General features: G+C 71.4%; 11 protein-coding genes. 5 read left to right on the forward strand and 6 right to left on the reverse strand.

Going from position 1 to position 12572, the window contains the following annotated elements; translation table 11 throughout:
* Position 1: 1 nt before the first annotated feature.
* From AB0O40_RS27195 to nadA, 3 genes are all read right to left on the reverse strand, one after another.
* The gene (locus AB0O40_RS27195) at positions 2 to 2290 is read right to left on the reverse strand and encodes a hypothetical protein (RefSeq protein ID WP_365047021.1); all 2289 of its coding nucleotides are present in this window, start codon (positions 2288 to 2290) and stop codon (positions 2 to 4) included.
* The gene (locus AB0O40_RS27200; RefSeq protein ID WP_365047022.1) at positions 2277 to 2663 is read right to left on the reverse strand and encodes a hypothetical protein; all 387 of its coding nucleotides are present in this window, start codon (positions 2661 to 2663) and stop codon (positions 2277 to 2279) included. The genes AB0O40_RS27195 and AB0O40_RS27200 overlap by 14 nt, the downstream gene beginning before the upstream one ends.
* A gap of 105 nt (positions 2664 to 2768) precedes the next feature.
* A complete protein-coding gene (gene nadA, locus AB0O40_RS27205) occupies positions 2769 to 3956 on the reverse strand; it encodes a quinolinate synthase NadA (RefSeq protein WP_365047025.1) in 1188 nt (395 codons plus the stop codon).
* A gap of 301 nt (positions 3957 to 4257) precedes the next feature.
* Between nadA and AB0O40_RS27210 the strand changes: the two genes are divergently transcribed.
* Positions 4258 to 4614 (forward strand): iron-sulfur cluster assembly accessory protein, encoded by a 357-nt coding sequence (locus AB0O40_RS27210; RefSeq protein ID WP_365047028.1) that lies wholly within the window; start codon positions 4258 to 4260, stop codon positions 4612 to 4614.
* Between the two features lie 97 nt (positions 4615 to 4711).
* On the opposite strand, the gene AB0O40_RS27215 is transcribed toward AB0O40_RS27210, so the two are convergent.
* Together AB0O40_RS27215 and AB0O40_RS27220 are read right to left on the reverse strand one after the other, a co-directional pair.
* A complete protein-coding gene (locus AB0O40_RS27215; protein ID WP_365047031.1) occupies positions 4712 to 6223 on the reverse strand; it encodes a hypothetical protein in 1512 nt (503 codons plus the stop codon).
* 80 nt (positions 6224 to 6303) lie between these two features.
* The gene (locus tag AB0O40_RS27220) at positions 6304 to 6513 is read right to left on the reverse strand and encodes a hypothetical protein (protein WP_365047034.1); all 210 of its coding nucleotides are present in this window, start codon (positions 6511 to 6513) and stop codon (positions 6304 to 6306) included.
* Between the two features lie 179 nt (positions 6514 to 6692).
* On the opposite strand from AB0O40_RS27220, the gene AB0O40_RS27225 reads away from it, so the two are divergent.
* A complete protein-coding gene (locus AB0O40_RS27225) occupies positions 6693 to 7667 on the forward strand; it encodes a carbohydrate kinase family protein (RefSeq protein ID WP_365047037.1) in 975 nt (324 codons plus the stop codon).
* A 48-nt stretch (positions 7668 to 7715) separates the two neighbouring features.
* Here the strand turns inward: AB0O40_RS27225 and AB0O40_RS27230 are convergent, their stop codons facing one another.
* Positions 7716 to 9095, reverse strand: a complete 1380-nt coding sequence (locus tag AB0O40_RS27230; protein ID WP_365047040.1) for an aminotransferase class V-fold PLP-dependent enzyme — start codon at positions 9093 to 9095, stop codon at positions 7716 to 7718.
* Positions 9096 to 9405: 310 nt separating this feature from the next.
* Here AB0O40_RS27230 and coxB point away from each other — a divergent pair, with 310 nt between their 5' ends.
* From coxB to AB0O40_RS27245, 3 genes are read left to right on the forward strand one after another with little or no spacing between them, the layout of a single operon-like run.
* Positions 9406 to 10380 (forward strand): cytochrome c oxidase subunit II, encoded by a 975-nt coding sequence (gene coxB / locus AB0O40_RS27235; RefSeq protein ID WP_365047043.1) that lies wholly within the window; start codon positions 9406 to 9408, stop codon positions 10378 to 10380.
* Positions 10377 to 12110, forward strand: a complete 1734-nt coding sequence (gene ctaD / locus AB0O40_RS27240; protein WP_365047045.1) for a cytochrome c oxidase subunit I — start codon at positions 10377 to 10379, stop codon at positions 12108 to 12110. Before coxB ends, ctaD begins: the two co-directional genes overlap by 4 nt.
* A complete protein-coding gene (locus tag AB0O40_RS27245; RefSeq protein ID WP_365047048.1) occupies positions 12107 to 12505 on the forward strand; it encodes a cytochrome c oxidase subunit 4 in 399 nt (132 codons plus the stop codon). Before ctaD ends, AB0O40_RS27245 begins: the two co-directional genes overlap by 4 nt.
* The last annotated feature ends 67 nt before the right edge of the window (positions 12506 to 12572 follow it).

A 12572-nucleotide genomic window follows, 5' to 3' on the forward strand; every position in this document is an offset into this window, starting at 1 on the left:
GCTACACCAGCCTCAGGAACTCCTCGGCCGCCTCCTGCACGGCGGCCAGCAACTCCCGCGGCACGGCGACCGGGTCGGCCACCGCGGACTGTTCCGCCGGCCGCCAGTCGTCGCCGACGGCGTCGTAGACCTGCCCGGGCCACAGCTGCCCGCTGCGGGCCCCCGTACCGGGATCGGCACCGGAGTTGTCCGCGATGGCCGCCAGCGGCGCCATCAGGGCGTGCCCCAGGGCCTCGGTGACGTCCGTGGCCTCCCGCTCCCGGCTGCCGGGGAAGGCGAGCATCCGGCCGCCCAGCACCGACAGGGCGGTGGCCGCGCCCGGTACCACCCCGTCCTTCAGGGCGCTCCGGCCGATCCACAGGCCGTGCCGGGCCCGTTCCGGCGCCGTCTCGTCCGGACCGCCGAGCTGGAGGACGGCGTACCTGCCCTCCAGCCGCGCCAGCCGCCGGTCGAGCCGGTCGTACTCCTGGAGCAGCGCCGCCTCCTGCCGTTCCCGGCGCAGGTCCTCACCCAGCTTCAGGACCGCCTCCGCCCCGCCGTGGCCGCCGCTGAAGTAGGCCCGGCCCTCGTCGATGAGCACCGACGCGGCCGCACCGGGCACCGCCTCGACCATCGAGAACATGGTGTCCATCCCAGTGGACAGCCGCGCCCCGGTCACGACGGCGAGGTCGTGCAGGTACTGCGACCGCAGGTGCGGGTCGGCGCCGGCGACCTCGAAGGCCAGCCCGCCGGATTTGCTCAGCCGGCCGAGGACCCTCGCCTCGAACCCGGTGGCGACCACCATCGCCCTTCCGGCCCCCCCGACCCTGACCAGGACCGACAGCAGATCGTCCGGCTTGTCCATCATTCCGTCGCAGACCAAGAGCCGGACCGCGCCGAGCTCCCGGGCGGGCCCCGCCGGTCCGTGGGGGACGACCAGCCGCCCCTCCAGCGGGTAGTGCCGCGGATGGTGCACCACGTCGCCGTCGCCGGCCCGTCCGGTCCGCTCGATCTCCACCGTGCCGCTCCGGCCCACCAGGTGCAGGGCCTCTTCGATGCGGACCGCGAGCCGTCGGTCGCCGGTCCCGGACGCGACGGCCGTGACGACCTCCCTGTCCCCGGTCACCTGCCGGGTCTCGCGGCGCAGTTCCTCGTCCGCCCACGCGAACGCCCCCGGCAGCTGCCGGATCAGCCGCGCCGGGTGGCTGCCCCGCTCCAGGGCCTGGATCAGCCGCTCGGCCAGGGTGGCGAAGACCAGCACGGCGGAGGCCCGGCCGTCCCGGACCTGCTCCCGCATCCGGTGCGCCAGAGCGGCCGCCAGCCCGTGGCCCAGGGCCGGGTAGCCCTCGGCCGGGGCCAGCCGGTCGATGATCTCGTCGGCGTCCCGACTGCTGAAGGCCCCGGGGACGACGTAAGGCCGTCCGTTGGGACCCATGGTCCGGCGCAGGGCCGCCGAGACCGGGGTGAGTCCCGTGTGCATCAGGGCGGCGGGGGAGGCCGGGTCGGCGACGGCGGGGTGGGCGGCGACGGCGGGCCGGGGCCCCGTGCCGCCGGCCGCCCGGGCTATCGCCAGCGTGCCCTTGCCACCCAGGACCCACCGCAGCGGCGTCTGCCGCGCCTCGTCCCGCACCATCGCGTCCTGGACGTGGCTGTACAGGTCCTCGACCGAGACCGAGCCGTCGCCGTCCTTGTCCGCCAGGCCGGTGGCCAGGCCGTCCACCACCGCCCGGGTGAAGACGGAGAGCCGGCCGTGCCCGGTCGGCACGGCCTCGTCGGCGTCCCCCTCCCAGGCCTGCTGGAGTTCGTCGGTGGCCGTGATGACGACCACGCCGGTGCCCGAGAAGTCCCCGGCGAACTCCTGCTTGAGGTGGACGGAGGTGTCGCCCTTGGCGCCGCCGGCCTTGAAGGCGCCGCTGTAGCAGCAGTCCAGCAGCACCAGGATCCGGCGCGCGTTGCAGTTCACCAGCTGCTTGTTGAGGAAGACCGCCGGCACGGAGCTGGAGTCCAGCAGGTCCTTGTCGGTGTTGGCCGCCGCGAAGTACAGCTGGAGCTTCGGGTCCTTGATGCCGTGGCAGGACAGGTACAGGAGGAGCTGGTCGTCGCTGCTGCGGCGCTTGAAGAACCGCTCGATCGCCTGGCCGACCACGTGCGCCGGCTGGTCGAGCACCGTCCGCACGACGTAGTCGCCGATCGACTCGTCGGCCAGCACCGCCGAGAGGGCCGCGGCGTCGCGGCCCGGTGCTTCCAGGCGGGCCAGCCGCGGGTCCTCGTACGTCGAGGTGGCGATGACCAGGGCTTCACGCACCGCCATCGGCGGGCCCCGGGGACTGGGCGAGGAAGTGGTCGACCAGCTGCTGGCGCTGGGCCTTGGTCAGGCCCGAGGCCTCGAACTCGTCGGCGCCGATGCGGATCCGGACCTTCCGGGAGCCGACCCACTGGACCCAGCCCTCGAAGGCGGCCAGGACGGCGGAGAAGACGGTCGGTCCCACCGTCACCGCCAGCTCGGTGAGCGACTGGAGGCCGTCGGACTTGCTGCCGGGCTCGGCGCGCGCGGCCGGCACCCGGACCTCCTCGACGCCCAGCTCCTCCAGCAGGGCCTGGACCTCGGCCCGGGCCTCCTCCCGCTCCCGTGCGTCGGCGTCCTTGCCGGCATCGAGCAGGACCGTGATCGACTGTGCGGACATGTGGAACTCCCCTCGTCTGGGGGGAGGTTAAACGCAAAAGGCACCCCGGAGGGTGCCCCTTGCGGCAATCTGCCCGAGCGGGTGACGAGCCGCCCGCGGCCCGCGCTACGGCAGCGCGAGCATGCGCTCCAGCGCGAGCTTGGCGAAGCTCTCGGTCTCCTTGTCGACCTGGATGCGGTTGACCAGGTTGCCCTCGGCCAGCGACTCCAGCGTCCACACCAGGTGCGGCAGGTCGATGCGGTTCATCGTCGAGCAGAAGCAGACCGTCTTGTCGAGGAAGACGACTTCCTTGTCCTCCGCGGCGAATCGATTCGCCAGCCGGCGGACCAGGTTCAGCTCGGTGCCGATGGCCCACTTGGAGCCGGCCGGGGCCGCCTCCAGCGTCTTGATGATGTACTCCGTGGAACCGACGTAGTCGGCCGCGGCGACGACCTCGTGCCGGCACTCGGGGTGCACCAGGACGTTCACGCCCGGGATCCGCTCGCGGACGTCGTTCACCGAGTCGAGCGAGAAGCGGCCGTGCACCGAGCAGTGCCCGCGCCACAGGATCATCTTGGCGTTCCGCAGCTCCTCGGCGGTCAGGCCGCCGTTGGGCTTGTGCGGGTTGTAGAGCACGCAGTCGTCCAGGGACATGCCCATGTCGCGGACGGCGGTGTTGCGGCCCAGGTGCTGGTCCGGCAGGAAGAGCACCTTCTCGCCCTGCTCGAAGGCCCAGTCCAGGGCCTTCTTCGCGTTGGAGGAGGTGCAGATGGTGCCGCCGTGCTTGCCGGTGAAGGCCTTGATGTCGGCCGAGGAGTTCATGTACGAGACCGGCACGACCTGCTCGGCGATCCCGGCCTCGGTCAGCACGTCCCAGCACTCGGCGACCTGCTCGGCGGTGGCCATGTCGGCCATCGAGCAGCCGGCGGCGAGGTCCGGGAGGACCACCTTCTGGTCGTCCGTGGTCAGGATGTCCGCGGACTCGGCCATGAAGTGCACGCCGCAGAAGACGATGTACTCGGCCTCCGGCTTGGCGGCCGCGTCCCGGGCGAGCTTGAAGGAGTCGCCGGTGACGTCGGCGAACTCGATGACCTCGTCGCGCTGGTAGTGGTGGCCGAGGATGAAGACCTTGTCCCCGAGCTTCTCCTTGGCCGCGCGGGCCCGCTCCACCAGGTCCGGGTCGGACGGCGAGGGCAGGTCGCCGGGGCACTCCACACCGCGCTCGCTCTTCGGGTCGGCCTCGCGACCGAGCAGGAGCAGGGCGAGAGGCGTGGGCTGGACGTCGAGGTCCTGCCGGGTCTGGGCGGTGGTCACGAGACACGCACCCTTTCTGTTCTGCGGAACGGGCGTTCCGCTGAGCTCACTTCTCGTCTATATGACGCTATCTATCATAACTGCTTCACGTCAGTTTGACGATGTCGGATAGTGTCGATGTGACGAATTCGCCCGGCCCCGCGCGACGGCTCCACGGGCGCGCGAGGGTGTGCGAGCATGAATATCTGAAACAAGCGTCAGGCCCGGAATGAATCCGCGGCCCCGTCGGTTCACATCGACGGCAAGAGTCCGACGTTTCCCTGCCCCGGCGGGGAGCCGCCCACTTCGGGAGTGAATGCAGATGTCCGTTCAGGACGACAAGACCACTGTGAGCGACGGCATCCTCCTGTCCGACGCCGCCGCCGACAAGGTCAGGACCCTGCTCGAGCAGGAAGGCCGCGACGACCTGGCGCTGCGCGTCGCGGTCCAGCCCGGCGGCTGCTCCGGCCTGCGCTACCAGCTCTTCTTCGACGAGCGCTCGCTCGACGGTGACGTGGTCAAGGACTTCGACGGCGTCAAGGTCGTCACCGACCGCATGAGCGCCCCGTACCTCGGCGGCGCCTCGATCGACTTCGTCGACACCATCGAGAAGCAGGGCTTCACGATCGACAACCCGAACGCCACGGGCTCCTGCGCCTGCGGCGACTCCTTCAGCTAAGCCCCGTCCCGGCTGAAGCGGGCCCCTAGTACACCGCGAGGGCGGTGGCACCGGAACCTCCCGGTGCCACCGCCCTCGCGCGTTCCCCCGAGCCGCCTCAGCGGCTGTGCGGCAGCGTCTCCCCGCTGGTCGCGTCGATCACCTTCCGGCCGCCCAGCGGCTGCTGGAGGGTGACCGTCACCGACATGTCCTGGGCGATCAGGATGCAGGCCCGGCCCGGGTCCCGCGGGGTGTCGACGATCGTCACGCGCACCGCCGCGGAACTCTCCCGCACCTCGGCGCGGTACGTGCTGCACACCCCGCCCCAGAAGTGCACGGTCAGCTTCCGGCCCGCCTCCTGGTACGAGAAGCCCGGGACGGACGGGAGCGTGCCGGCCGGCTCCTCGGAGGCGAGGGCCGGCTGGGCGACCGTGTGGCCGGCCAGGCCGTCCCGCCCGGCCACCGAGAAGAGCCAGGCCGGCACCAGCCGGCTGCCCTTGTCGTCCGAGCGCGGGGTCAGGCCCAGCACCGCCCCCTCGACCGTCTCGGTGCGGGGCTGCTTCGGCCGCGCCGACGGGTCGCAGGGGGAGGTGGCGGCCCCGGGCTGCTGCGGGTCGGCGGCCGTCGGGCCGTCCGGGCCGCTCCCGCGGCCCTCGGCGCCGGTGGCCGCGCCGTGACCGGGATCCGGGGCGCCGTCGTCGGTGACGCCGGTCCCGGCCTCGTCCGGCACCGGCACCGCGCAGTCGGCCGCCGCCCGGCCCAGGGTGCTCGCGTTCAGCCGGTTCAGCGCCTGCCCGGCACTGATCACGGACTCCTGGCCGCCCTTGACGGGGGCCTTGAGGTTCCCGGTGCCGCCGGTGACCTTGCCGTCCGCGCCCACCAGCACGGTGGTCCGCCAGCCGGATGTGGGCAGGCCCCCGATCACCGGGTCGGCGTTCACCACCCGCTGCGCGCCCTGGACCTGGCTCGTGTCCAGCTTGGCCGCGTCCTGGCCGGCCGCCTTCAGCACCGGGGCCGCCGCGGCCCTGGCCGCCGCCCCGTCGACCGGGGTGCCGGCGCCGCCCTCGGGGAGGGTGGCCGGACCGCACTGGTCGGTGCCCTTCTTGCAGTTGTCGCCGCCCCGCTGGTACGCGGTGAAGGTCCAGGCGCCCGGCGCCTGGCGGGCCACCGTCAGCCGGGGCCCCCCGGCGTCCTTGACCACGCCGGCCTGCCACTGGCCGCCGCTCAGCACCGGCTCGCCGGCCAGGCCCAGGGCGGCGGCCAGCCGGGCCACCTCCGCCTTGGTCACCTCGCCGGTGACCGCGTAGCCGGGCGCGGTGCCGGGTCCCGCGGGCAGCGTGCCCTTGGCGACGTACCGCACCCCGCCGCCGGTGGGGTCCGGCTCGCCGACGGCGATGCCCTTGGGGGGAGTGGCGTCGCCGCGGCCGACGGCCTGGGCGTCCTCGCCGAGCGCCGCCTTCGAGGCCGTCGCGGCCCCGCCGTCGGCGGCGGTGGCGGCCCAGAAGGCGCCGCCGCCACCGGCCAGCAGCACGGCGGCCGCGACCGCCAGCACGGCGGCCCGGGGCCGCCGCCGCTCCTGTGCCACCTGCGGTTCCGCAGAACCGCGTTCGTCCGTCCGCTCGCTGGTCACCGCATCGCTCCTTCGCCGGCTGTCACATCCGTGGTGCCCCTGGGACGTGGCGGGAGCGGAAGCGGTTCCCCCGGTCCTTCCTAGTCCCCGTACTGGGCGGTGCCCGCGATCATCCGGACCGACGCGGCGGGCACCCGGACGCCGTGGATCTGGGACGGTGCGGCCGGGGCCGGAGCGGGCTCGGCCGGGACGGCCCAGTGCGGCGCCATGCGGGCGCAGTCGCCCAGCAGCTGCGCCAGTTCGGACGTACCGGCTTCCCGACCGCGGCGGTTCGCGGTGTACTGCATCATGCGGCGCTCCCGAGGGTGAGGGGGTTCACCGCACCGTATGCACGGAGATCTCGGCGAAGAAAGCCCTACTATCGGGTAGTTTCGGGGGGTCGGAACTGTGCCCGGAACCGGTCGGAGGCGTGTCCGGAAGCGGGTAGCGTTGACTGTCACCCGTCACCGCCCGCAGGAGCGTCTTCGCCGTGCGTATCGCAGTCACCGGCTCCATCGCCACCGACCACCTCATGACCTTCCCCGGCCGCTTCGCCGACCAGCTGGTCGCGGACCAGCTGCACACGGTCTCCCTCTCCTTCCTCGTCGACAACCTCGACGTGCGGCGGGGCGGTGTCGGCCCGAACATCTGCTTCGGCATGGGGCAGCTCGGCGCGCGCCCGATCCTGGTCGGCGCGGCGGGGTACGACTTCGACGAGTACCGCGCCTGGCTGGACCGGCACGGGGTCGACACCCAGTCGGTGCGGATCTCCGAGGTCCTGCACACCGCGCGCTTCGTGTGCACCACCGACTCCGACCACAACCAGATCGGCTCCTTCTACACCGGCGCCATGAGCGAGGCCCGGCTGATCGAGCTGAAGGCGGTCGCGGACCGGGTCGGCGGGCTGGACCTGGTGCTGATCGGCGCGGACGACCCGGAGGCGATGCTGCGCCACACCGAGGAGTGCCGGACCCGGGAGATCCCCTTCGCGGCCGACTTCTCGCAGCAGATCGCGCGGATGGACGGCGAGAACATCCGCACCCTGATGGAGGGCGCGACCTTCCTCTTCTCGAACGAGTACGAGAAGGGCCTGATCGAGTCGAAGTCCGGCTGGACCGACGAGGAGATCCTGGCCAAGGTCGGCACCCGGGTCACGACCCTGGGCTCCCGGGGCGTGCGGATCGACCGGGTCGGCCACGAGCCGATCGTCGTGCCGTGCCCGCCGGAGGAGCGCAAGGTCGAGCCGACGGGCGTCGGCGACGCCTTCCGGGCCGGCTTCCTGACCGGTCTCTCCTGGGGCGTCAGCCTGGAGCGGGCCGCGCAGCTGGGCTGCATGCTGGCGACCCTGGTCATCGAGACCCTGGGCACGCAGGAGTACACCCTGGCCCGGGCCCACTTCATGGAGCGCTTCACCAAGGCCTACGGCGAGGACGCCGCCGCCGAGGTCCGCTCCCACCTGGCCTGATCCCCGGACCGCGCCCGGCCCCCTCCGACGGGAGGGGACCGGGCCCGGTCAGTGCAGGCGGCGCACGCCGTAGGCGGAGCCCGCGTCGGCGGGGGACTCGCCCAGGTACGCGTGGCCGCGCAGGGCGCACCAGGCCGGGATGTCCAGCCGGGCGACCTCGTCGTCCGACAGGACGGTGACCGTCCCCCCGACCGACACCCGCGCGACCGCCGCGGCCAGCGCGATCACCGGCTGCGGGCACCGCTCGCCCAGCGCGTCGACCACCAGCGCGTCCCCCTCCACCGGCACCGGCGCCCCGCTCGGCGCCCCCAGCCGCTCCCGCACCCCCGCCACCGCGCCCGGCAGCACCTCCAGGAAGCGGTTCACGGACTCCGCCGTGGTCCCGGCCGGCAGCGAGATACGGACGTTCCCCTCCGACAGCACCCCCATCGCCTTGAGGACATGGCTCGGCGTCAGGGTGGAGCTGGTGCAGGAGGAGCCGGAGGAGACCGAGAAGCCGGCCCGGTCCAGCTCGTGCAGCAGGCTCTCGCCGTCCACGTACAGGCAGGAGAAGGTGACCAGGTGCGGCAGCCGCCGGTCGGCCGCCCCCACCACCTCCACGTCCGGCACCAGCCGGGCCACCCGGCGGCGGATCCGGTCCACCAGCACCCGCAGCCGGGCCGCCTCGGCCTCGGCCTCCGCCCGTACCGCCCGCAGCGAGGCGACCGCCGCCACCACGGCCGGGATGTTCTCGAAGCCGGCCGAGCGACCCGACTCCCGTTCGTCCACGGGGCCTTGGGGTGCGAACCGGACGCCCTTGCGGACCGCCAGCAGTCCCACCCCGGCCGGCCCGCCCCACTTGTGGGCGCTGCCGGTCAGCAGGGACCAGTCGCCCGGCACCACCCCCCAGGCCAGCGACTGGGCCGCGTCCACCAGCAGCGGCACCCCGGCCGCCCGGCAGGCCGCGGCCACCTCGGCCACCGGCTGTTCCGTGCCCACCTCGTGATTGGCCGACTGGAGACAGGCCAGCGCGGTGTCCGGCCGCAGCGCCGCCGCGTACTCCGGGGCGGCCACGGCACCCGTACGGTCCACCGGCACCTCGGAGACTTCGCCGCCCCGGTCCGCGTGTGCGGCAGCCGAGTGAAGTACAGAACTGTGTTCGACCGCCGATACGACCAGATGCCCGCCGACGCGCCGACGTCCGGAGAGGGATCCCGCCATGCCGAGGTGAACCGCGTGCGTCCCCGAAGGAGTGAACACCAACTCGTCGGGACGGCACCCGACGGCCTCCGCCGCGGCCTCCCGCGAGGCGTCCAGCAGCAGCCTGGCCCGGCGTCCTTCCCGGTAGAGCCGGGCGGGGTCGGCCCAGCCCTCGTCGAGGGCGGCTTGAAGGGCCTGGCGGGCCACCGGGTGCAGCGGGGCGGAGGAGGCGGCGTCGAAGTACGGCATGCGGCCACCGTAGATCAGGCCCCGCGGACCGGGCCCGTGCGGCCGCCACCGGCACTCCCGCGCCGGTCAGCCCCCGTCAGATACCGCCCGAACCCCGCCGATCGGGGGCAGTTGGACCGTCCCCCGGACGGCGGAGCCACCCCTTCGGGGGCTGTGACGGCGCGTTGGGCACCCTCCCCGCGCGACCCCAAATAGCGTCCAGTAGGGTTTGGTCCGCATAAACATCCAAACCCTGCCCGTGTCAGGGCCGGCGACCGACCAGAGAGACGGCCGCAGGCCGCGCGGGCCGAGACTCTCGGGAAGGCGCTACGTGAGTCCCTACGGCTCCGACCGCTCGCCGCGGCGCCCGATGCGGCGGAAGCTGCTGCAGGCGCTGACTGCGGGAACGGTTCTGGCGACCGCCACTGGTTGCTCGTATACCTGGAAAGACTTCCCCCGCCTCGGAATGCCCACCCCGGTCACCGAGGAGGCGCCGCGCATCCTCTCCCTGTGGCAGGGCTCCTGGGCGGCCGCCCTCGCCACGGGCGTCCTGGTCTGGGGCCTGATCCTGTGGAGCGTCATCTTCCACCGGCGCAGCCGCACCAAGGTGGAGGTCCCCGCGCAGACCCGGTACAACATGCCCATCGAGGCGCTGTACACCGTGGTCCCGCTCATCATCGTCTCGGTGCTGTTCTACTTCACCGCCCGTGACGAGTCGAAGCTCCTCACCCTCTCCGAGAAGCCGAAGCACACGATCAACGTGGTCGGCTTCCAGTGGAGCTGGGGCTTCAACTACATCGAGGACGTCGACGGGGACGCTTCGACCCCGAAGGCAGGCGAGATCCCCAAGGAGCTCGCCTCCATCCCGGACAGGTTCACCAAGGACTTCCCCGCGGGCGCCGAGGGCGTCTACACCAAGGGCGTCCCGGCCGACCGGAACCCGCAGACCGGCAACCCGGGTCCGACCCTGTGGCTGCCCAAGGGCGAGAAGGTCCGCTTCATCCTCTCGTCGAACGACGTCATCCACTCCTTCTGGGTGGTTCCCTTCCTGTTCAAGCAGGACGTCATTCCGGGCCACACCAATGTCTTCGAGGTGACCCCCTCGCGTGAGGGCACCTTCATGGGCAAGTGCGCCGAGCTCTGCGGCGTCGACCACTCCCGGATGCTCTTCAACGTCAAGGTCGTCTCCCCCGAGCGCTACCAGGCGCACCTGAAGGAGCTGGCTGAGAAGGGTCAGACCGGCTACCTCCCGGCGGGCATCAAGCAGACCGATCCGGCCCGGAACTCGGAGACGAACAAACTGTGAGCATCCTCAACGAACCTCAGGGTGCCGCCGCAGCCGACTCGTATGAGAACGAGCTGCCGGTGCGGCGCAAGCAGCCGGGCAACGTCGTCGTGAAGTGGTTGACCACCACCGACCACAAGACGATCGGCACGATGTACCTGGTCACCTCGTTCATCTTCTTCATCATCGGCGGCATCATGGCTCTGGCCATGCGCGCCGAGCTGGCCCGTCCGGGCTCGCAGATCATGTCGAACGAGCAGTTCAACCAGGCGTTCACGATGCACGGCACGATCATGCTGCTGATGTTCGCGACGCCGCTGTTCGCCGGGTTCGCGAACTGGATCATGCCGCTGCAGATCGGCGCGCCCGACGTGGCGTTCCCGCGGCTGAACATGTTCGCGTACTGGCTCTACCTCTTCGGCTCGACCATCGCGGTGGCCGGCTTCGTCACCCCGCAGGGTGCCGCCGACTTCGGCTGGTTCGCCTACTCCCCGCTGTCGGACGCGGTCCGCTCGCCGGGCGTCGGCGCCGACATGTGGATCATGGGTCTGGCCTTCTCCGGCTTCGGCACGATCCTCGGCTCGGTCAACTTCATCACCACGATCATCTGCATGCGCGCGCCCGGCATGACGATGTTCCGCATGCCGATCTTCACCTGGAACGTGCTGCTGACCGGTGTCCTGGTCCTGCTCGCCTTCCCGGTCCTGGCCGCCGCGCTCTTCGCGCTGGAGGCCGACCGCAAGTTCGGCGCCCATGTGTTCGACGCGTCGAACGGTGGAGCACTGCTCTGGCAACACCTCTTCTGGTTCTTCGGACACCCAGAGGTGTACATCATCGCCCTACCGTTCTTCGGAATCATTTCCGAAGTGATCCCGGTCTTCAGCCGCAAGCCGATGTTCGGCTACATCGGCCTGATCGCCGCGACGATCTCGATCGCCGGCCTCTCGGTGACCGTGTGGGCGCACCACATGTACGTCACCGGCGGTGTGCTGCTGCCGTTCTTCTCCTTCATGACCTTCCTGATCGCGGTCCCGACCGGTGTGAAGTTCTTCAACTGGATCGGCACCATGTGGAAGGGCTCGCTGTCCTTCGAGACCCCGATGCTCTGGGCCGTCGGCTTCCTGATCACCTTCACCTTCGGTGGTCTGACCGGCGTCATCCTGGCCTCGCCCCCGATGGACTTCCACGTCTCCGACTCGTACTTCGTCGTCGCGCACTTCCACTACGTCGTCTTCGGCACCGTGGTGTTCGCGATGTTCTCCGGCTTCCACTTCTGGTGGCCGAAGTTCACGGGCAAGATGCTGGACGAGCGCCTGGGCAAGATCACCTTCTGGACGCTGTTCGTGGGCTTCCACGGCACGTTCCTGGTGCAGCACTGGCTGGGTGCCGAGGGCATGGCGCGTCGCTACGCGGACTACCTCGACGCCGACGGCTTCACCGCGCTGAACACCATCTCCACGATCAGCTCGTTCCTGCTCGGCCTGTCGATGCTGCCGTTCATGTACAACGTGTGGAAGACGGCCAAGTACGGCAAGAAGGTCGAGGTCGACGACCCGTGGGGCTACGGCCGTTCGCTCGAGTGGGCGACGTCCTGCCCGCCGCCGCGCCACAACTTCGTCACCCTGCCGCGGATCCGCTCCGAATCCCCGGCGTTCGACCTGCACCACCCGGAGATCGCCGCGCTGGACCACCTCGAGTACCACGGCGTCGAGTCCAAGGCCGTCGCTGGTGACAAGGAGGCCGGCAAGTGAAGATCCAGGGCAAGATGTTCCTCTGGCTCTCCGCGTTCATTCTGATCATGGCCATCGTGTATGGCGTGTGGTCGAAGGAGCCGGCGGGCACCACGGCGCTGTTCCTGGCCTTCGGCCTGAGCGTCATGATCGGCTACTACCTGGCCTTCACCGCCAAGCGCGTGGACGCCATGGCCCAGGACAACCTGGAAGCCGACGTCGCGGACGAGGCCGGCGAGCTCGGCTTCTTCTCCCCGCACAGCTGGCAGCCGCTCTCGCTGGCCATCGGCGGCGCGCTCGCGTTCCTGGGCGTCGTCTTCGGCTGGTGGCTGCTGTACTTCTCCGCTCCGGTGATCCTCGTGGGTCTGTGGGGCTGGGTGTACGAGTACTACCGCGGTGAGAACGCCAACCAGTAGGCGCTGACCGCAGTTCGGCACGCACCGAGGGGCCCGGACACCTCCGAAAGGGGGAGTCCGGGCCCCT

The sequence above is a fragment of the Streptomyces sp. NPDC089919 genome (assembly GCF_040684615.1).
GTDB lineage: Bacteria > Actinomycetota > Actinomycetes > Streptomycetales > Streptomycetaceae > Streptomyces.

Coding starts and splice junctions, on each gene's coding strand:
- AB0O40_RS27220 (WP_365047034.1), bottom strand. CDS start 6,513: ATGATGCAGTACACCGCGAACCGCCGCGGTCGGGAAGCCGGTACGTCC.
- AB0O40_RS27230 (WP_365047040.1), bottom strand. CDS start 9,095: ATGCCGTACTTCGACGCCGCCTCCTCCGCCCCGCTGCACCCGGTGGCC.
- AB0O40_RS27210 (WP_365047028.1), top strand. CDS start 4,258: ATGTCCGTTCAGGACGACAAGACCACTGTGAGCGACGGCATCCTCCTG.
- AB0O40_RS27200 (WP_365047022.1), bottom strand. CDS start 2,663: ATGTCCGCACAGTCGATCACGGTCCTGCTCGATGCCGGCAAGGACGCC.
- AB0O40_RS27195 (WP_365047021.1), bottom strand. CDS start 2,290: ATGGCGGTGCGTGAAGCCCTGGTCATCGCCACCTCGACGTACGAGGAC.